The 22,926-nt window shown below is 67.0% G+C and carries 2 protein-coding genes; both read left to right on the forward strand.

Features of this window, described 5'->3' with window-relative positions; all coding sequences use genetic code 11:
• Positions 1-21,810: non-ribosomal peptide synthase/polyketide synthase (locus QQ25_RS29650; protein ID WP_052236170.1), on the forward strand; the 21,810-nt coding region annotated here is incomplete at its 5' end.
• A partial coding sequence (locus tag QQ25_RS29655; protein WP_039382915.1) for an AMP-binding protein occupies positions 21,807-22,926 on the forward strand: 1,120 nt, incomplete at its 3' end. The genes QQ25_RS29650 and QQ25_RS29655, both read left to right, overlap by 4 nt.

Raw genomic sequence — 22,926 nt, forward strand, 5'->3', positions numbered from 1 at the left:
GGTGAAGTCCAAGCTGCGTTGACGGAGTTGGATGGTGTCGGTCAGGCCGTGGTGATCGCCCGTGAGGATCGGCCGGGGGACAAGCGGCTGGTCGGCTATATCACCGGTCCGGCCGATCCCGCCGTGTCGCGAGCGGCGCTGGCAGAGGTGCTGCCGCCGTACATGGTGCCCGCGGCCGTCGTCTCCATCGCCGCGTTGCCGTTGACGGTCAACGGCAAGCTCGACAAGAAGGCCTTGCCCGCACCGGAATACCAGCATCTCGATGACTACCGGGGCCCGTCGACTCCCACCGAGGAGATCCTGGCCGGCATCTACGCCCAGATCCTGGGCCTGGACCGCGTCGGCGTCAACGATTCGTTCTTCGAACTGGGCGGCGACAGCATCTTGTCGATGCAGGTGGCCTCCCGCGCCCGGGCCGCGGGTCTGACCTGTCGTCCACGCGACATCTTCGTCGAGCAGACCGTGGCCCGGCTTTCCCAGGTTGTCCAGGCGACCAGTGCCACCGACGAGCCAGTCGACGAGGGTCTCGGACCGGTGGTGGCGACCCCGATCATGCGGTGGCTCAAGGGTCTGGAACGCGCCGGCGGCCCGATCGACCAGTTCAACCAGACGGTGATGCTGCAAGCTCCTGCGGGTGCGACCGAGGCCGGTGTCGTAATCCTTTTGCAGGCCTTGCTCGATCGGCATGGCATGCTTCGAGTGCGGGCCGAAGACGACGGCGCCGGCGGATGGTCGTTGACGGTGCCCCCCGCGGGTGCGGTCCACGCCGCCGAGTGCGTGCGCACGGTTGACGTGTTGTCCGATGAGGCGCTGGAAGCAGCGAGATCGGCGTTGGATCCCGCCTCCGGGACGGTGCTGAGCGCCCTGTGGGTGACCTCCACGAATCAACTCGTGCTGATCGTTCACCATCTGGCAGTCGACGGCGTGTCATGGCGAATTATGTTGGAGGACCTCAATATCGCCTGGGCACAGCATCGCCGCGGACACCCCGTAGCGTTACCGCCGGCCGGTATGTCGTTCGCCAGATGGGCGGAGCTGCTGGCTGAGTTCGCACTGAACCCGCATGTGGCCGACCAAGCGGAGGTGTGGCGGCAGGTCGCGGCCACTCCACCGGCGCTGCCCGCACCGCAATCGGACGTCGACACCTACCGGACCGCCGGGCACTTGTCCATGACGCTGGACGCCGAGACCACCCATCAGCTCCTCGGAGAGGTACCTGCGGCGTTTCACGCAGGGACCCAAGACATTCTGTTGATCGCGTTCGCCTTGGCGGTCGCCGAATTCACCCGCGCGGACGGCGCCCCGACCACGATTGATGTCGAGGGCCATGGCCGCCAGGAAGACCTGGGTGGAACGCTCGACCGCGAGATCGACCTGTCGCGCACGGTCGGATGGTTCACCACCAAATACCCGGTGGCGCTGGCGGTCGGTAAACTGCGCTGGACTCAGGTGGTCGCCGGTGCCGCGGCCCTCGGCGCGGTGATCAAGGACGCCAAAGCGCAACTCCGCACCCTGCCCGACGGTCTGACTTACGGTCTGCTGCGCTACCTGAACCGTGACGTAGATCTTTCCGGACCCGACCCGGCATTCGCGTTCAACTACCTGGGACGCCTGGGTGCGACCGCCGGCGACAGCTCCGGCGATCACTGGCAGATCCGGTCTGAGGGCTTGTCGTTGACCCGCGCCGCCGGTGCGGTGCCGACATCGCTCGGGCACACCGTCGAACTCAATGCAGCCGCTGTCGACACCGCCACCGGTCTGCAGCTCAACGCCGACTGGACGTGGGCGCGCTCGGTGCTCGATGGCGAGCAAGTCAGCCGATTGAACCGGTTGTGGTTCGAGGCTCTGGCCGGCATCTGCTCGCATGTGCGAAGCGGTGGCGGTGGACTGACTCCATCGGATATCGCGCCGGCCGAGCTGAGCCAGGACGAGATCGACGAGCTTGGCAGGCAACACCGTATCGCCGACATCCTGCCGCTGACCCCCCTGCAACAGGGGCTGCTCTTCCACGCCGGCGCCGCACAGAGCTCGGGCGACGTGTATGCGATGCAGCTGAACGTCGCGCTGAGTGGCCCGCTCGACGCGCAGCGGCTGGCAGAAGCGGTGCACGAGGTGGTCCGGAGGCACCCGCACCTGGCCGCCCGATTCTGTGGACAGTTCGAGCAACCGGTGCAGGTGATTCCCGCTGACCCCGCGGCGCCCTGGCAATATGTCGAGTTGGCAGCCAACGGCATTGGCATCGACGATCAAATCGAGGGCATCTGCGCCGCCGAACGTGCCGCGGTGTGTGACCTCGAGAACCAGCCGCCGTTCCGGGCCGTCCTCATTCGCACCGCCGAGGATCGGCATCGGTTCGTGCTGACCACTCACCACATCGTGCTCGACGGTTGGTCGATGCCGATCCTGCTCCAGGACATCTTCGCCGGCCTCGGTGGGCAACGCCTGCCCGCGGCCCCGGCGTACCGCAGCTTTGTCCGCTGGCTCTACGAGCGTGATCGGGTCGCAGCCCACGAGGTGTGGCGGCAGATGCTGGCCGGATTCGAATCGCCGACGCTGGTGGGACCACCGGACCGAGATGGGCTGGGGGAGCGAGGCGTTGAATCCTTCCGACTGCCCGAGGGGATCACCCGGGCGCTCGGCGATCTGGCGCGCGCGCATCACACCACCACCAGCATCGTGTTGCAAAGCGCGTGGGCGCTGCTGCTCAGCTCTCTGACCGGTCAGCAGGACGTGACCTTCGGCACCACCGTCTCTGGCCGCCCTGCCGACGTTCCCGGCGCGGATTCCATGGTGGGCCTGCTGATCAACACGGTGCCGGTGCGCGCGACCTTCAACCCGGACACCACTACCGCAGACCTGTTGCAGCAATTGCAGGGCGCCCACAACGACACCCTCGACCACCAACATGTGGCGCTCAGCGACATCCACCGCATCACCGGGCACGACAAACTGTTCGACACCCTGCTGGTCTTCGAGAACTACCCGGTTGACACGACCGCACTGTCAGGCGTCGACGGCTTGGCGATCACCGACTTCGATTTCCGCGAATCCAACCATTACCCGCTGGCGGTGCAAGTGCTGCCGGGCCACGAAATGGGGTTGCGCGTCGAATTCGACACCGGCGTATTCGATCTCGGCGCCGTCGAGTCGTTGATCGAACAGCTACAAGCGGTTCTGACGGCGATGACCGCGGATCCGCGCCGGCCGCTGTCGACTGTCGATCTGCTCGACGATGGGGCACACACCCGTCTCGACGAGTGGAGCCATCGGGCGGTGCTGACCGCTCCGGCCGCAACCTCGGCCTCCATTCCGGCACTTTTCGCAGAGCAGGTGGCCCGGACGCCGGACGCGGTGGCGGTCACTTTCGAGGGCCGGTCGATGACCTACCGGGAACTCGATGAGGCCACCGAGCGCTTCGCGCATGTCTTGTCCGCTCACGGAGCCCGGCCGGGCGAGGCTGTGGCGCTGTTGTTCTCCCGGTCGGCCGAAGCCATCGTGGCGATTCTGGCCGTCCTGAAAACCGGTGCCGCCTATGTGCCGGTGGATCCGGCGCTGCCGCCGGCGCGCATCGATTTCATGGTCGCCGACGCCGCGCCCGTCGTGGCGGTCACCACTGCCGGGCAACAGCCGCGCCTGGATGGTCTCGATCTTCCTGTCATCAGCATCGACGATCCCGTCGAAGTGCGGGCGCGATCTGTACTGCATGCCCCGGCGCCCGATGACATCGCCTACATCATCTACACCTCGGGTACCACTGGCATACCGAAAGGTGTTGCCATCCCGCACCGTAACGTGCCGGGGTTGTTCGGATCCCTCGGCGCACACGTGTCGTCGGGGCCGGAACAGGTATGGACGCAGTGGCACTCCTACAGCTTCGATGTCTCGGTTTGGGAGATATTCGGTGCGTTGCTCCATGGCGCGCGCCTGGTGGTGGTCCCAGAATCGGTAGCGGCGTCGCCCGATGACTTCCATGCGTTGCTGGTCACCGAACGTGTGACCGTGCTGAGCCAGACACCATCGGCCGCGGGCATGATCTCTCCGGAGGGACTTGAGTCGGCGGCGGTGGTGGTGGCCGGTGAGGCCTGTCCGCCTGACCTGGTGGACCGCTGGGCTCCGGGCCGGGTGATGATCAACGCGTACGGCCCCACCGAGGCAACGGTGTATGCATCGATCAGCGCACCACTGACCAGCGCGACGGTCGCGCCGATCGGCGCCCCTGTTGCCGGAGCGGCGCTGTTCGTACTGGACGCCTGGTTGCGTCCGGTGGCGCCCGGTGTGATCGGTGAGTTGTACATCGCGGGACGCGGTGTGGGCACAGGATATTGGCGCCGGGCGGCCCTGACGTCGTCGCGGTTCGTCGCGTGTCCGTTCGGTGGCGCGGGATCCCTCGGCCAAAGGATGTACCGCACCGGCGATCTGGTGCGATGGGGTTCCGACGGTCAACTGGAGTACCTCGGGCGTGCCGACGAGCAGGTCAAGATCCGCGGGTATCGCATCGAACTCGGCGAAGTCCAGGCCGCGCTGGCAGCACTCGACGGGGTGACGCAAGCCGTTGTGATCGCTCGCGAAGACCACCCCGGAGACAAGCGACTGGTCGGCTACATCACCGGAACGGCCGAGCCGGGACAGGCCCGACTCCGGCTGGCCGAGCGGCTGCCGGGCTACATGGTCCCGTCCGCGGTACTGGCGCTCGACGCGGTTCCACTGACGGTCAACGGAAAACTCGACAAACGCGCGCTGCCCGCGCCAAACTTCCTCGACACCGATCACTATCGGCCCCCGACGAATCCGGTCGAGGAGATCCTCGCCGACATCTTCGCGCGGGTACTCGCCCTGGACCGCGTGGGCGTCCACCAATCGTTCTTCGATCTCGGTGGAGACTCGTTGTCCGCGATGCGTCTGGTCGCCGCGATCAACAAGTCGCTGCGGACCGGCATCACAGTGGGTTCGCTGTTCGACTCACCGTCGGTGACCCAGCTCGCCCTCCGCCTTGGTGGGGAAGAGTCCCGCCTGGAGCCCTTGGTGGCCGGTGAGCGGCCCAACGTGGTGCCGCTGTCGTTCGCCCAGTCGCGGTTGTGGTTCCTCGACCAATTGCAGGGTCCATCACCGGCTTACAACATGACCGCTGCCTTCCGGCTCACCGGCGCACTGGATGTCGAGGCATTGAGCGCGGCATTGTCCGACGTCGTGGCTCGTCACGAGAGCCTGCGCACCCTGTTCGCCGCTCCCGACGGCGTTCCCCGTCAGGTCGTGTCGGCCCCCGGGCAGAATGACGTCGCCTGGGACGTCGTCGACGCCAACGGCTGGACGCCTGCGCAGCTGCGGGCCGGCATCGAGCGCGCGTCGCGGCACACTTTCGATTTGTCTTCCGAAATTCCCCTGAGGGCACGGCTTTTCCGGCTGTCCGATGACGAGCACGTGCTGGCCGCGGTCGTGCACCACATCGCCGCGGACGGCTGGTCGGTAACGCCGCTTGTGGTCGATTTGGGCCGGGCGTATGCCAGTCGGTGCGCAGGACGAGTCCCGGACTGGACGCCACTGGCAGTGCAGTACGCCGATTACACATTGTGGCAGCGAGCGCAGTTCGGCGACTTCGACGACAGCGACAGCCGTATCGCCACACAGTTGGCCTACTGGCGCCACGCGTTGGCGGGCATGCCCGAGCGCATCGACCTACCCACCGATCGGCCGTATCCCCTGGTGACCGATCAGCGCGGCGCCACGATATCGGTGGACTGGCCGGCCGAGCTTCAGCGGCAGGTCGCGAGGGTGGCTCGTGAGCACAACGCGACAACCTTCATGGTGGTCCAAGCCGCACTGCTCACGCTGCTTTCCAAGCTCAGCGCGAATTCCGATGTGGCGGTGGGATTCCCGGTCGCCGGCCGCCGTGACCCAGCGCTGGATGAACTGGTCGGCTTCTTCGTCAACACACTCGTGCTGCGGGTGGACCTGGCCGGGGATCCGACGGTCACCGAGGTCTTGGCCCAAGTGCGGGCACACAGCCTGGCCGCCTTCGACAACCAGGATGTGCCGTTCGAAGTCCTCGTCGAGCGATTGAACCCGACGCGGTCTCTTGCACACCACCCGTTGATCCAGGTGGCGCTCGCGTGGCAGAACTTCGACGGGCAGGACATCAACACTTCGGCGGCCGGGATGGTCTTGGGCGACGTACGGGTCGACCGCATGCCTGTGGACACCCACACCGCCCGAATGGATTTGAATTTCTCGCTGGCCGAGCGGCGGACCGAGACCGGTGAGCCGGCCGGCATCGGCGGCACGGTGGAATTCCGCACCGACGTGTTCGACGCCGAGACAATCGAGTCACTGATCGCCCGATTGCAACGCGTGCTGACCTCCATGACCGCCGACCCGACCGCACGTCTGTCGTCGCTCGATCTGCTCGGAGACGACGAGCGGGCGCGCCTCGCTGCTCTCGGCAACCGCGGGGCGATAACCTCCCCGGTCCCGGCCTCCGCTGCCATCTCGATTCCCGCGCTGTTCGCCGAGCACGTGTCGCATACCCCGGAAGCGGTGGCGCTCACCTTCGGTGCACGCTCATGGACCTATCGCGACGTCGATGAATCCGCGAACCGCTTGGCACACTTGTTGATCCGCCACGGGGCCGGCCCAGGGCAGTGTGTTGCGCTGCTGTTCAACCGGTCCGCTGAGGCGATCATCACGATCCTGGCCATCCTGAAGACCGGGGCTGCCTATCTCCCGATCGATCCGGTGGTGCCCGAAGCGCGGCTGGAGTTCGTACTGAGCGACGCCCGACCGGTTGCCGCCGTCACGACGGCCGATCTTGCCGTCCGGCTGCAGGGACCAAACCTGGCTGTGATCGACGTCAATGCGATCGATACATCCCACTCGGGTGCCGAACTGCCGACGCCGCACGCGGACGACGTCGCCTACCTGATCTACACCTCGGGTACCACTGGCGTGCCCAAAGGCGTTGCCGTCACCCATCACAACGTGACGCAGCTGTTGGCGTCGCTCGATGCGGGGCTACCGCGCCCCGGGGTGTGGCCCCAGTGTCACTCCCTCGCGTTCGACGTCTCGGTATGGGAAATCTTCGGTGCTCTGCTCCGCGGAGGTCGAGTCGTGGTCGTCCCCGAGGATGTGACGGTCTCGCCAGATGACTTCCACGCCTTGCTGGTTCGCGAACACGTCGACGTACTGACCCAAACCCCCTCTGCGGTACGGGTCTTACCGTCGGAGGGGCTGGAGTCCGCCGCGCTGGTGGTGGTGGGGGAGGCCTGCCCGCCCGAGGTGGTCGATCAGTGGGCTCCGGGCCGCGTGATGATCAACGCGTACGGACCCACCGAGACCACGATGTGCGTGGCGATCAGTGCGCCCCTGAAAGCCGGTCAGCCGGGATCGTCTGTCGTGCCGATCGGCTCGCCGGTTCCCGGGGCAGCGCTGTTCGTGCTCGACGAGTGGTTGCGCCCGGTGCCGGCCGGCGTCATCGGTGAACTATATGTGGCGGGTACGGGACTGGCGTACGGCTACGTCGACCGGACCGGGTTGACGGCGTCACGGTTTGTCGCGTGCCCGTTCGGCGGCGCGGAAGGTGCCGCAACACGGATGTATCGCACCGGAGATCTGGTGTGCTGGCGTCCGGACGGGCAGTTGCTATACCTGGGCCGCGCCGACGAGCAGGTCAAGATCCGCGGGTATCGCATCGAACTCGGCGAAGTCCAGGCCGCATTGGCCGGCCTCGACGGCGTCGAGCAGGCCGTGGTGATCGCGCGTGAGGACCGTCCCGGCGATAAGCGCCTCGTCGGCTACATCACCGGCACCGCCGAACCTTCCGGCGTCCGCGCCGAGCTCGGCGACCGGCTGCCCGCCTACATGGTGCCGGTCGCGGTGGTGGCGCTCGACGCGCTGCCGCTGACGGTCAACGGAAAGCTCGACACCCGAGCACTTCCCGCGCCGGACTATGAGTCCGGTGACGGCTACCGGGCTCCCGCGGACGCCATCGAAGAGGTGCTGACCGACATCTACGCCCATGTTCTCGGGCTCGAGCGGGTGGGTGTGGACGACTCCTTCTTCGACCTCGGCGGTGACAGCATCTTGTCGATGCAGGTGGTCGCGCGGGCCCGCGCGGCGGGACTCGTGTGCCGTCCGCGCGACGTATTCGTCGAGCAGACCGTGGCGCGCCTGGCTCGGGTGACGGAAGTGGCCGGAGGTTCGCGCGGCCCGGTCGACGAAGGCGTCGGGCCGGTATCGGCAACTCCGATCATCCGATGGCTCAATGACATCGAAAGTACCGGTCCGGTCGATGAGTTCAACCAGACGGTGCTGGTGCAGGCCCCGGCCGGCGTGACCGAGGCGGATGTCGTAATCCTGTTGCAGGCCTTGCTCGATCGGCACGGCATGCTTCGGCTGCGTGCCGGGGACGACGGCAGCGACAGCTGGTCCTTGACGGTGCCCGAGCCGGGCTCTGTCGACGCGCGCGGATGCCTGCGCTCGGTGGACACACTGACCGATGAGGCGCTGGTGGCGGCGCGGTCGCGGTTGAACCCATCCGCCGGGGTGATGCTGAGCGCGCTGTGGGTGACCGCCACGAGCCAGCTGGTGTTGATCGTGCACCACCTCGCAGTCGACGGGGTGTCGTGGCGAATCATCCTGGAAGACCTCAATATTGCCTGGTCGCAGCGTCGTGCTGGGCAATCGGTCGCCTTGCCGCCGGCGGGCACGTCGTTCGCGCGATGGGCCGGCCTGCTGAGCGCGCACGCAGAGCATCCGGAGGTAGTGGCCCAGGCGAACGCGTGGCGGCAGGTGGCGGCCAACCCGGCGGTATTGCCGGCGGTACGCTCCGACACCGATACCTACGAGACCGCCGGGCAGCTGCGGGTGTCATTGGATGCCGAAACCACGCGCATGTTGCTCGGTGAAGTACCCGCGGCGTTCCACGCCGGTGTACAGGACATCTTGCTGATCGCCTTCGGCCTGGCCGTGGCCGAATACTCCAGCGCGGCAGGCGATGGCGGCGTACCGATCGTCATCGATGTCGAGGGACACGGTCGGGTCGACGATCTGGCTGGATCCGGCGATCGGACCATCGACCTGTCACGCACGGTCGGCTGGTTCACCACCAAGTATCCGGTCGCGTTGAGGTTCGGCGACCGGCCCGGCGCACTGTCCTGGGCTCAGGTCAGGGCCGGTGACGCGGCGTTGGGGGCGGTGGTCAAGGACGCGAAGGAACAGGTGCGTTCCCTACCCGATCCGCTGACGTACGGGCTTCTGCGCCACCTGAACGCCGACGTCGATCTCGACGGTGCCGATCCGGTGGTCGGGTTCAACTATCTGGGCCGCCTCGGTGGCGGGGCCGCCGGAGATCTGTGGCGGATGTCCGCCGACGGCCTGTCGGCGACGGGAGTGACCGCAGCGATACCCATGCCGTTGACTCACACCCTGGCACTCGACGCGGGGACCGTGGATACCGACACCGGCCCGCAGCTGCAGGCGAATTGGACCTGGGCGCGGTCAGCGCTCGATCAGACCCAGATCGATCGGCTCAGCCGGCTGTGGCTGGATGCCCTGGCCGGCATCTGCGAACACGTGCGCAACGGCGGGGGCGGACTCACCCCGTCGGACATCGCCCCAGCCCGCCTCACCCAGGATGAGATCGACGATCTGACGCGGCAGCATCGGGTGGCGGACATCCTGCCGTTGACCGCATTGCAGCAGGGGCTGGTCTTCCACAGCAGCAGCGCACAGGGTCCCGACGACGACCTGTACGTGGTGCAGTTGGACATCACCGTCGCCGGTGCGCTCGACGAGCATCGGCTGCGCGATGCCGTGCAGGCGGTGGCCAACCGCCATCCACACCTGGCGGCCCGCTTCTGCGACCAATTCGACGAGCCGGTGCAGATCATCCCGGCCGATCCGACCGCAGGGTGGCGATACGTCGAATTGGGCACCGCCGCAACCGAGGAACACCTTCGGCGGATATGTGCCGAAGAGCGGGCCGCGGTCTGCGATCTGGGCCATCCGCCCGCATTCCGGGTGGCGATGATCCGCACCGCGCACCACCGTCACCGGGTGGTGCTCACCAATCACCACATCGTGCTCGATGGCTGGTCGCTGCCGATCCTGCTGCAGGAGATCTTCGCCGTCTACCACGGTCAGCGGTTGCCCGCGGCCACCCCGTACCGCAACTTCATCGGCTGGCTGGCCGATCGCGACGTCGAGGCCGCACACACCGCCTGGCGTGAGGTGCTGGCCGGTTTCGACACGCCGACGTTCGTCGGACCTTCGCAGAAGTCTGACTTGGGTTCGCGCGGCGTGATGGCCCATCGGCTGTCGGCGCAAACCACCCGGGCACTGGGGGAACTGGCGCGTTCGCATCGCACCACGGTCAACATCGTGTTGCAGGCCGCCTGGGCGCTGCTGCTGAACTCGGTGACCGGGCAGCGTGACATCGCCTTCGGGACTGTGGTGTCGGGGCGCCCGGGCGAGGTGGTCGGCGCGGATTCGATGGTGGGCCTGCTGATCAACACGGTGCCGGTGCGTGCCGACATCACCGCCACGACGAGCACCGCCGACCTGCTCGAAGCTCTGCACCGCTCCCAGACGAAAACCCTTGAGCACGAATACCTATCGCTCGGTGAAATCCATCGGATCACCGGCCACGACCGGCTGTTCGACACCCTGTTCGTATTCGAGAACTATCCGGTGGACACCGGTGCGTTGTCGAGCGCCGGTGACGACCTGGAGATCGTCGAGTTCACGAGCCACGAATCGACCGATTACCCGCTGACGATGCAGGCCATACCCGGTGATGAACTTCGCCTGCGTCTCGAGTACGACACGGCCGTCTTCGACGAAGCCGGTATCGAAGTGCTCACCAAACGGATCGAGACCGTGTTGGAGGCGATGACGGCCGATCCGGGTCGGGCGTTGTCGGCGGTGAACCTCCTCGATGCCCCCGAGCGGGCACGCCTGGCGCAGTGGGGCAATCGGGCGGTGCTGTCCGATCTGGTGCGGTCGGCGTCGGTTCCGGAGTTGTTCGCCGCGCAGGTGCTGCGCGCACCGGAGGCGGTGGCTCTGGTCTGCGGGGACCGGACGTTGACCTATCGAGAACTCGATGAGTCCGCGAATCGCTTGGCGCACTTGCTCGTCAGTCGGGGAGTCGGCCCCGGCGAGCGCGTCGCCTTGATGTTCCCGCGGTCGGCCGAGGCGATCGTGGCGATCCTGGCGGTGCTCAAGAGCGGTGCGGCCTACCTTCCGATCGACCCGGCACTGCCCGAGGCCCGCGTCGAGTTCATGCTGACCGACGCATCCCCGATCGCCGCGGTCACCACGGCACAGTTGGCCGACCGGTTCGACGGCCATGTCCTGACCATCATCGATGTGCAGGACCCGGCGATTGCCGGCCGGCCCAGCGCGCCGTTGGCGCCGCCGGCACCCGACGACATGGCCCACATCATCTACACCTCGGGCACCACCGGGCAGCCCAAGGGTGTGGCGGTCACCCAGCGCAACGTGGCGCAGCTGTTCGACTCGCTCGAGATCGGGGTGCCGCTGGACGCAGGACAGGTGTGGACGCAGTTCCACTCCTACGCGTTCGACTTCTCGGTGTGGGAGATCTGGGGTGCGCTCCTGCACGGTGGGCGGCTCGTGGTGGTGCCCGACGCGGTGACCCGTTCACCCGAGGACTTCCACGCCCTCCTGACGCGCGAACACGTCACTGTGCTGACCCAGACACCTTCGGCCGTGGGAGTGCTACCGGTGCAGGGCCTGGACGCCACGTCGTTGGTGATCGGTGCCGAGCCCTGTCCTCCGGAATTGGTGGATCGCTGGGCGCCGGGACGGGTGATGGTCAACGTCTATGGCCCGACGGAGACCACGATGTGGTTGTGCGCCAGCGCGCCTTTGGAATCCGGTTCGGGTGCTCCGCCGATCGGTGCGCCGACGGCATGGGCGGCGTTCTTCGTGCTGGACGAATGGCTGCGACCGGTGCCCGCAGGCGTGGTCGGCGAGCTGTACCTGGCCGGTGCAGGTGTGGGCATCGGGTATTGGCGCCGGTCGGGGCTGACCGCATCGCGATTCATGGCGTGCCCGTTCGGGGAGCCGGGCACCCGCATGTATCGCACCGGCGACCTCGTCCGGTGGCGATCCGACGGGCAGCTGGACTACTTCGGCCGCGCCGATGAGCAGGTCAAGATCCGCGGCTACCGCATCGAACTCGGCGAGATCCAATCGGCGCTGGCCGCGCTGCAGGGCGTGGATCAGGCAGCGGTGATCGCCCGCGAGGACCATCCGGGCGACAAGCGCCTCGTGGGATATATCACCGGGACCGCCGACCCGGTCAAAGCCCGTGCCGCACTGGCCGAACGACTGCCTGGCTACATGGTTCCCGCCGCGGTGGTAGCCCTCGCCGCATTCCCGGTGACGGTCAACGGCAAACTCGACACCCGGGCGCTGCCCGCGCCGGACTATCGGGATGCCGAGCACTACCGGGCGCCGGCGGGCCCGGACGAGGAGATCCTGGCCGGGATCTACGCCCGAGTGCTCGGTGTGGAGCGCGTCGGCGCCGACGACTCGTTCTTCGATCTGGGCGGGGATTCCGTTTCGACCATGCGCCTCGTGTCGGCGATCAACGGCACTCTGAATACCGAACTTTCGGTGCGCACGGTGTTCGAATCGCCCACGGTGGCGCAGTTGGCCCTGTGTCTCGGCGACCGTTCTGGACGGCCGGACCCGTTGGTGGCCGGTGAGCGCCCCGCAGTGATTCCACTGTCGTTCGCCCAGAACCGGTTGTGGTTCGTCGACCAGTTGCAGGGGCCGTCCCCGGTATACAACATGCCGGTGGGCCTGCGGCTCCACGGCAGGCTCGACAGCGACGCGTTGGGTGCGGCGCTGGGCGACCTGGTGGCCCGCCATGAGAGCCTGCGCACGCTGTTCGATGCCCCGGACGGAACGCCTCGCCAGGTGGTGGTGCCGGCCGATCGGGTCGATTTCGGTTGGACCGTCGTCGATGCCACCGACTGGTCGGAGACCGCACTGGAGGAGGCGATCGGCGACACCGTCAGGTACAGCTTCGACCTCGGTACCCAGATTCCGTTACGCGCAAAGGTTTTCCACGTCGCCGAGGATGAGCACATCCTGGTGGCCGTCGTGCACCACATCGCGGCAGACGGCTGGTCATTGAGTCCGCTGGTGCACGATCTGAGCGAGGCGTATGCCGCCCGGCGTACCGGGCAGGCGCCGGATTGGGCGCCTCTGGCCGTGCAATATGTCGACTACACGCTGTGGCAACGTGCACAGTTGGGCGATCTCGACGACGCTGACAGCCCGATCGCCGCGCAGCTGGCGTACTGGGAAGACGCCCTGTACGGTCTTCCCGAACAGTTGGCATTGCCCACTGATCGTCCGTACCCGCCGGTCGCCGATCAGCGCGGTTCCACCGTCGACGTGGACTGGCCGGTCGAGTTGCAGCGGCGAGTGAGCGCGGTGGCCGACGACCACGGCGCGACCAGCTTCATGGTGATGCAGGCGGCGCTGCTCGCTCTGCTCTCCAAGCTGAGCGCGAGTTCCGATGTGGCGGTGGGGTTCCCGATCGCCGGCCGTCGCGATCCGGCCCTCGATGAGCTGGTGGGTTTCTTCGTCAACAACCTGGTGTTGCGGGTGGATCTGGCTGGGGATCCCACGGTCGCGGAGTTGCTGGCCCAGGTGCGTACCCGAAGCCTGGCCGCATTCGAGCATCAGGACGTACCGTTCGAGGTGCTGGTGGAACGGCTCAACCCGACGCGTAGCCTCACGCACCACCCGCTGGTGCAAGTGGCGCTGGCGTGGCAGAACCTGCCCTGGCAGGACACCGGCCCCGCCGACGGCCTGCGCCTGGGTGACCTTCGAGTGACGCCGTTGCCCGTGGACACGCAGACCGCCCGCATGGATCTGACGTTCTCCCTCGGAGAACGCTGGACCCCCGAAGGTGAACCCGCCGGAATAGGTGGGGCAGTTGAGTTTCGCACCGATGTGTTCGACACCGAGAGCATCGAAGCCCTGATCGGCCGGTGGCAGCGAATCCTGGCCGCGATGACGGCCGACACCAGTCGCCGGCTCTCCTCCCTCGATCTGCTCGACGAGGCTGAGCACACCAGGTTGGACGAGTGGGGCAACCGCGCGGTCTTGGCGAACATGGAGCCCGCCACGGCCGCGATCTCGATCACGGCGTTGTTCGGCGAACAGGTTGCCCGTGCACCAGAGGCCGTGGCGATCAGTTTCGCCGGCCGCCGCATGACGTATCGGGAAGTCGACGGGGCCGCAACTCGGCTGGCGCACATGCTGACCGCTCACGGTGTCGGGCCGGGTGCCTGTGTTGCGTTGCTGGCGGAGCGGTCCGCAGACGCGGTCGTGTCCATGCTGGCGGTGCTCAAAGCCGGCGCTGCGTATCTGCCGATCGACCCCGTATTGCCCGATGCGCGTATTGAGTTCATGCTGGCCAACGCCGCTCCGACGGCCGCGATCGTCACGTCCGGGCTGGCGGACCGCCTGGCCGGGTGTGACCTCCCGGTCATCGACGTCAGCGATATCGGCGACGCCGCGGATCCCGGTCGCGACGGTCTGCCGGGAACCGCACTAGCCGTGCCCAACCCGGACGACATCGCCTACATCATCTACACCTCGGGCACCACCGGCGTCCCGAAGGGTGTGGCGATCACCCACCGCAACGTGACCGAACTCCTCGGATCGCCGGACGCGTTCCTGGCGGGACAGACCTGGACGCAATGGCATTCGTACGCCTTCGACGCCTCGGTCGAGGAGATCTGGGGCGCGTTGCTACACGGAGGGCGGCTGGTGGTCGTCCCCGAGTCGGTGGCGCGGTCGCCAGAGGACCTGCAGACCTTGCTCGTCGACGAGCGGGTCGGCGTCTTGAGCCAGACGCCTTCGGCCGTCACGCTGTTGGCGCCCGAGCGGTTGGCCGCGGTGTCGTTGCTGGTGGCCGGTGAGGCGTGCCCGGCCGAACTGGTGGACCGCTGGGCGCCGGGGCGCACGATGGTCAATGCCTACGGCCCGACCGAGACCACGATATGTGCCTCCAGGACAGCGGCTTTGGCACCGGAAACCGGTCCGCCCCCGATCGGTGTACCGGTCGCGGGTGCGGCGCTGTTCGTGCTCGACGGGTCGTTGCGTCAGGTGCCGCCCGGAGTGGTCGGAGAGTTGTATGTCGCCGGCCGCGGCGTGGGAATCGGCTATCTGGGCCGGGCGGATCTGACCGGATCGCGCTTCGTGGCGTGCCCGTTCGTCGGCGCGGGATCCCCCGGGCAGCGGATGTACCGCACCGGTGATCTGGTGCGTTGGGGTACCGACGGGCAGCTGCGCTACGTGGGCCGTGCCGATGACCAGGTCAAGATCCGTGGTTATCGCATCGAACTCGGCGAGATACAGGCGGTCCTGGCCGGTTTGGACGGCGTCGAACAGGCGGCCGTGATCGCCCGTGCGGATCGCCCGGGCGTCCAGCGGCTGGTGGGTTACGTGACCGGGACGGCGGACCCGGCCAAGCTGCGCACCCAGCTGGCCGAACAGCTCCCGGCCTATATGGTTCCGGCCGCGGTGGTCAGCTTGCAGGCGCTGCCGTTGACCGTCAACGGCAAGCTGAACACCCGCGCCCTGCCTGCACCCGAGTACTCCGACATCGACCGGTACCGCGCTCCGGGCACCTTCACCGAAGAGATCCTGACCGGGATCTATGCCGCCGTGCTGGGTGTCGAGCGGGTCGGGGTCGACGATTCGTTCTTCGACCTGGGCGGAGATTCGCTGTCGGCGATGCGTCTGGTCGCCGCGATCAACAACACCCTTGATGCCGGTCTTGCGGTACGGGTCCTGTTCGAGGCCCCGACGGTGGCGCAGCTCGCGCCCCGCATCGGTGGCGATGAGGCTCGATTGGACCCGCTGGTGGCCGCTGAGCGGCCGGCGGTGATTCCGCTGTCGTTCGCTCAGTCCCGGCTGTGGTTCCTGGACCAATTGCAAGGACCGTCACCGGTTTACAACATGGCCACCGCGCTGCGGATCAGCGGTGCGCTGGATGTCGACGCGCTGGGTGTCGCGCTGGCCGACGTGGTAGCCCGACACGAGAGCCTGCGTACCGTCTTCCCGGCAGTCGAGGGCATTCCGCGTCAGTCGGTGGTGCCGATCGAGCACGCGCAGTTCGGCTGGGACATCGTCGATGCCTCCGGTTGGCCGGCAGAGCGGTTGCACCAGGCGATCGGTGACGCGGCCCGGCACACGTTCGATCTGTCGCGCGAAATCCCATTGCGGGCACAGCTTTTCAGACTGTCCGGGGATGAACACGTGCTGGCCGCGGTGGTGCACCACATCGCCGCCGACGCCTGGTCTCTCACCCCGCTGGTCGCCGACCTCGGCGTGGCCTACGCCGGACGGAGTGCCGGGCAGGCACCGGCGTGGGCCGATCTGGTCGTCCAGTACGTCGATTACACACTCTGGCAGCGAGCCCAGTTCGGCGATCTCGACGACAGCCAGAGCCGTATCGCCACACAGCTGGCCTACTGGCAGGAGGCGCTGGCCGGCATGCCCGAACGGGTCGAGCTGCCTACCGATCGCCCTTATCCGCCGGCCGCCGACCAGCGCGGCGCCATCGTGTCTCTGGACTGGCCGGCCGAACTGCAGCAGCAGGTCGCACGAGTGGCCCGTGAGCACAACGCGACCAGCTTCATGGTGATCCAGGCGGCGCTGCTCGCGCTGCTGTCCAAGCTCAGCGGAAGTTCCGATGTGGCAGTCGGTTTCCCCATCGCAGGACGACGTGATCCCGCCCTCGACGAGCTGATCGGGTTCTTCGTCAACACTCTGGTGTTGCGGGCCGATCTGGGCGGGGATCCGACCGTCGCGGAGTTCTTGGCGCAGGTGCGGTCGCGCAGTCTGGCCGCCTACGATCACCAGGATGTGCCGTTCGAGGTACTGGTCGAGCGGCTCAACCCGGCCAGGTCTCTGACCCATCACCCTCTGATTCAGGTGGCGCTGGGATGGCAGAACGTTCCCGGCCAATCCGCCGGCGGCTTTGCCCTCGGTGACCTCGACGTCAGTCAGATGCCGGCGGACACCCATACCGCACGCATGGATCTGAGCTTCTCGCTGGCCGAACGGCGAACCCACACCGGTGAAGCCGCCGGAATCGCCGGGACAGTGGAATTCCGCACCGACGTGTTCGACACGGCGACCGTCGAGGCGATGATCAAGCGGTTCGAATCGGTGTTGTCGGCGATGACCGCCGATACCGACCGGCGTCTGTCCTCGATCGACCTACTCGATGCCGTCGAGCGCGCCCGTCTCGATGCGATGGGCAACCGGGGTGCTCTGGCCGGGACGGTGCCGCCGTCGGATCGGATGTCGGTTCCGGGCTTGTTCTCCGCCCGCGTCGCGGGCAATCCGGAGGCCGTCGCGATAACCTCTGACGACCGGTCGTTGACCTATCGCGAGCTCGACGAGGCAGCGAACCGGTTGGCGCACTTGCTCATCGGGCAGGGCTCCGGTCCTGGTCGGTGCGTGGCCCTGCTGCTGGAGCGCTCTGCGGACGCGATCGTCGCGATGCTGGCGGTGCTGAAGACGGGGGCCGCCTATCTGGCGGTCGACCCCACATTGCCCGCTTCCCGTATCGACTTCATGCTGGCCGATGCCGCACCGGTTGCCGCGGTCACCAGCACTGCCCCGGCAGACCGGCTCGGCAGACATCGCATACCGCTGATCGATCTGGGTGACCCGGCCGTCGCGGACCAACCCGACACCGCGCCGAAACTGGTCCGGGCGGCCGCTCCGGACGATATCGCCTACCTCATCTACACCTCGGGCACAACCGGCCTTCCCAAGGGTGTGGCCGTCACCCACCACAACCTGAGTCACCTGGCCCGGTCCACACCGGAGCACCTGCCGGAGAACCAGGTTTGGACGCAGTGTCACTCCTACGCATTCGACTTCTCGGTATGGGAAATCTGGGCTGCGCTATTGGGCGGGGGACGCCTGGTGGTGGTGCCCGAGCCTGTGGTGAGTTCACCCGACGATTTCCATTCGCTCCTGGTCCGCGAGCGGGTCAACGTGCTCACCCAAACCCCCTCTGCGGCTGGGGCACTGTCTCCGGAGGGGCTGGAGTCGGTGGCATTGCTTCTCGGTGGTGAGGCTTGTCCGGGTGAGGTGGTCGATCGTTGGGCTCCCGGCCGGGTGGTGATCAACGCCTATGGCCCCACAGAGATCACGGTGTACGCATCGATGAGCGCGCCGCTGCAAGCCGGGTCGGGGGCCGCGCCCATCGGGGCGCCCGTCCCGACGTCGGCGTTGTTCGTACTCGACGAGTGGCTGCGCCCGGTACCTCCCGGAGTGGTCGGCGAACTCTATGCGGCCGGCGATGGTGTGGCGGTCGGTTACCTGGGCCGCTCGGGATTGACTGCGGCGCGGTTCGTGGCCTGTCCGTTCAGTGGGCCGGGCCAACCCGCCACGCGCATGTATCGCACCGGCGATCTGGTGAGTTGGCGTGCCGACGGACAACTGCAGTATCTGGGGCGTGCCGACGACCAGGTCAAGATTCGTGGCTACCGCATCGAACTCGGCGAGGTTCAAGCAGCGTTGGGCGGACTGGACGGAGTGGGACAAGCCGTGGTGATCGCCCGGGAGGACCATCCGGGGATCAAGCGCCTCGTCGGCTACGTCACACAGGACGCGCCCGGTTCGGTGGACCCGGCGGGGATGCGAAACGCGTTGACCGACCGACTACCTCCGTACATGGTCCCGGCCGCGATCGTGGTCCTGGACGCGTTGCCGTTGACGGTGAACGGCAAACTCGACACCCGCGCCTTGCCGGCACCGGAGTACTCCGACGCCGAGCAGTACCGCGCCCCGGAGACTGCCGTCGAGGAGATCCTGGCCGGTATCTACGCCGAGGTGCTGGGACTCGAGCGGGTGGGTGTCGACGATTCGTTCTTCGACCTCGGCGGCGACAGCATTCTGTCCATGCAGGTGGTGGCAAGGGCCAGAGCCTGCGGCGTGACGTGCAGGCCCCGTGACATTTTCGTCGAGCAGACCGTGGGCCGGCTGGCTCAAGTGGCAGGCGTGGCCGGCGATGGCGGCGGGCCGGTCGACGAGGGCGTCGGTCCGGTGGGGGCGACCCCGATCATGCGATGGCTGGAAGAGGTCAATCGGGCCGGCGGCCGGGTCGACCAGTTCAACCAGACCGTGGTGGTGCAAGCGCCGCCGGGAGTCACCGTGTCCGACGTCGAGGTGCTGCTGACCGCACTGATGGACCGGCACACCATGCTGCGTTTGCATGCTGAAGACGATGGGCCCGCACGCTGGTCCCTCGCCGTCTCCGAAAAGGGTGAGGCCCGAGCACATCTGGAGTCGGTGGACACGTTGTCCGACGACGCGCTGACAGCCGCCCGGTCCCGGCTGAACCCGGCCGCAGGGGAGATGGTGAGCGCACTGTGGGTGGGTTCCACCGGCCGGCTGGTGTTGACCATTCATCACTTGGCTGTCGACGCGGTGTCGTGGCGGATTCTGCTCGAAGACCTCAATATCGCCTGGGCTCAGCATTGCCAGGGCCAACCGGTGGTGCTGCCGACGACGGGGACGTCATTCGCCCAGTGGACAGCACTGCTCGCCGAGCACGCTCGCGCCGCGGCAGTGACGGATCAGGCCGATGCCTGGCGACGTGTTTTGGCGACGCCGGCTGCGCTGCCCGCGGTGCGGCCCGAAGTCGACACCTATGCCGCCGCAGGTCATCTCACCGCATCGTTGGACGCCGAGACCACCCGCGCGCTGCTCGGCGAGGTTCCGGCTGCATTCCACGCCGGCGTCCAGGACATTCTGCTGATCGCCTATGGGTTGGCGTTGGCGGAGTTCCTGGGTGTCACCTTGCCGGTCGCCATCGACGTCGAGGGCCACGGACGCGTCGAAGAACTGGCCGGCGCCGACCGGAATATCGATCTGTCCCGGACCGTGGGGTGGTTCACGGCCAAATACCCGGTGTCGCTGAATGTTCGAAAGTCAGCCACCCGACTGCGCTGGTCTGATGTGGTGGCCGGCGATCCGGAACTCGGTCGCGTGATCAAGGACGCCAAGGAACAATTGCGTGCCCTGCCAGACGGCATGACCTACGGGTTGTTGCGCTACCTCAACCCGAACACCGAATTGTCCGGAGCTGAACCGAGCGTCGGTTTCAACTATCTGGGCAGGCTCGGCGCCACGGGGCAGTCGGAGAATCTGGACGGGCTGTGGCAGGTCAGCCGCGACGGTGCGGCAGTCGCCGCGACTGCTGCGGCCATATCGATGCCACTCGGGCATACCGTGGAGCTCAACGCGAGCACCGCCGAAACCGACGCCGGCCCAACCCTTCACGCCTCCTGGACGTGGGCTCCCTCGGTGCTCGACGAGACCCAGGCCAGCAGACTGAGCCAACTCTGGTTCGAGGCGCTCAAGGGTATTTGCGCGCACGTCGCCGGTGGCGGCGGTGGTCTGACGCCGTCCGATATCGCCCCTGCCCGTCTGGCCCAGCACGAGATCGATGAGCTGAGTAGGCATCACCGGATCGCCGATGTCCTTCCGCTGACACCACTGCAACGCGGACTGCTGTTCCAGGCCAACGCAACTGACAGCAACGATGACGACGTCTACGCCATGCAACTCGACGTCACCATCACCGGCCCGCTGGATCCGCAGAGATTGCGCGAGGCAGTGCGCACCGTGGTCAACCGTCATCCGAACCTGGCTGCCCGGTTCGACAAGCGATTCGACGAACCGGTCCAGATCATCGTGGCCGATCCCAGTGTGCCCTGGCAGTACCTCGACATGACCACGGAAACAGGGCAGTCCGGCGGCGCAGGACGGACGTCCGAGCGGCAGATCCAACGGTGGTGCGCTACCGAACGGGCAGCTGTCTGCGACCTGATCCACGAAACAGCGTTCCGCGCGACACTGATCCGGACCGCGGACGATGAGCACCGATTCGTGATGACCTACCACCACATCGTCCTCGACGGTTGGTCATTGCCGATCTTGCTGCAGGAGATCTTCGCCGGCTACTACGGGCAGCGACTTCCCGCTGCGGCGCCCTACCGCAGATTCGTCACCTGGATGGCCGATCGAGACGTCGACGCCGCGCACACCGCGTGGCGCGAGGTTCTGGCCGGTTTCGCCGCGCCGACGCTGGTTGCGCCCGGCCGGACAGCACCGGGACGGCGCGCCACCGAGACATTCCGGTTACCCGTCGAGACGACCCAGGCTGTCAATGATCTTGCGCGCGCACAACACACCACCGCCAACACCGTGCTTCAAGCGGCCTGGGCGCAGGTGCTCATGTGGCTCACCGGCCAACACGACGTCGCTTTCGGCGTCGCGGTATCGGGCCGGTCAGCCGACGTGACGGGTGCGGATTCGATGGTTGGTCTGCTGATCAACACGGTCCCGGTTCGGGCGACCATCACCCCGGAGACCACGATCGCCGGCCTGCTCGACGAACTGCAACGCCGCCACAGCGACACCCTGGACCATCAGCATCTGGCGCTCAGCGAGATCCACCGCGCGACCGGCCATGACCAGTTGTTCGACACCTTGTTCGTCTACCAGAACTATCCGGTGGAGAGCGTGGCGTCATCGATGGCCGACGGGTTGGCCATCACCGCGGTCAACGGCCGTGAATACAACCACTACCCGCTCACCCTGCAGGCCATGCCCGGCACCGAGCTGGTTCTGAGGGTCGAGTTCGACACCGGTGTGTTCACCGCCAAACGGGTGAACAAAATCGTCGCACGGTTCCAGCGGGTGCTCGAAGCCATGACCGGAGAGGCACAACCATCGTGACTGCCGACGCCAACCGGCGATTGTTGTCGATGGATCTCGACGACGACGATGAGCTCGAGGAGCTCGATGAGTGGGGGAATCGGGCTGCCTTGAGTGTGGCGGTGCCGGTGTCGGTGTCGATTCCGGAGCTGTTCGCCGAGCAGGTGGCTCGTGATCCGGGGGCAGTGGCGGTCAGCTTCGACGGCAGCCACCTCACGTACGGCGACCTCGATCGGGCCGCCAACCGGTTGGCCCAGGTGCTGATCGAGCGTGGGGTCGGGCCGGGCCGGCGGGTGGCCTTGTTGTTCTCCCGGTCGGTTGAGTCGGTCGTGGCGATTATGGGCGTGCTGAAAACCGGTGCGGCGTATGTGCCGATCGACCCGGCGGTGCCTGATGCACGGGTGGAGTTCGTCGTTGCGGATTCCGGGCCGGTGGCCGCGGTGACCACGGCCGCTCTGGCCGGTCGTCTCGACGGACACGGCTTGACGGTGATCGTCATGGACGACGCCGCGGTGACCGCAGGGCCGAGTGCCGCGCCGCGAGTCGCAGTGGCACCTGATGATGTCGCGTATCTGATCTACACATCGGGCACGACCGGTGTGCCCAAGGGCGTGGCGATCCCGCATCGGAATGTCACCCGTCTGCTCGACGCGATCGGTCGTGACGTGAAGTTGTCCGCGGGTCAGGTGTGGGCGCAGTGTCATTCGTTGGCGTTCGACTTTTCGGTGTGGGAGATTTTCGGCGCACTGCTTCACGGCGGGCGTCTGGTGGTGGTGCCCGAATCCGTGACACGCTCGGCTGACGAGCTCCATACCTTGTTGGTGACCGAGCAGGTCAGCGTGTTGAGCCAGACGCCGTCGGCGTTCTACGCGCTGCAGGCCGCGGACATGGACCAGACCGAGTGCAGCCGTCGACAATTGGCGCTCGAGGTTGTGGTGTTCGGTGGAGAAGCGCTCGAACCATCGCGGCTCGCACCATGGTTGGACCGCCGCCCGGTATCGCCGCGCCTCATCAACATGTATGGGATCACGGAGACGACGGTGCATGCCTCGTTGCGTGAGATCACTGCCGCTGACGTTGGGCGTGCGGTGTCGCCGATCGGTGTGCCGTTGGCGGATCTGGCGTTCTTCGTGCTCG

The organism is Mycolicibacterium setense, assembly GCF_000805385.1.
In the GTDB taxonomy this organism is placed as follows: Bacteria; Actinomycetota; Actinomycetes; order Mycobacteriales; family Mycobacteriaceae; genus Mycobacterium; species Mycobacterium setense.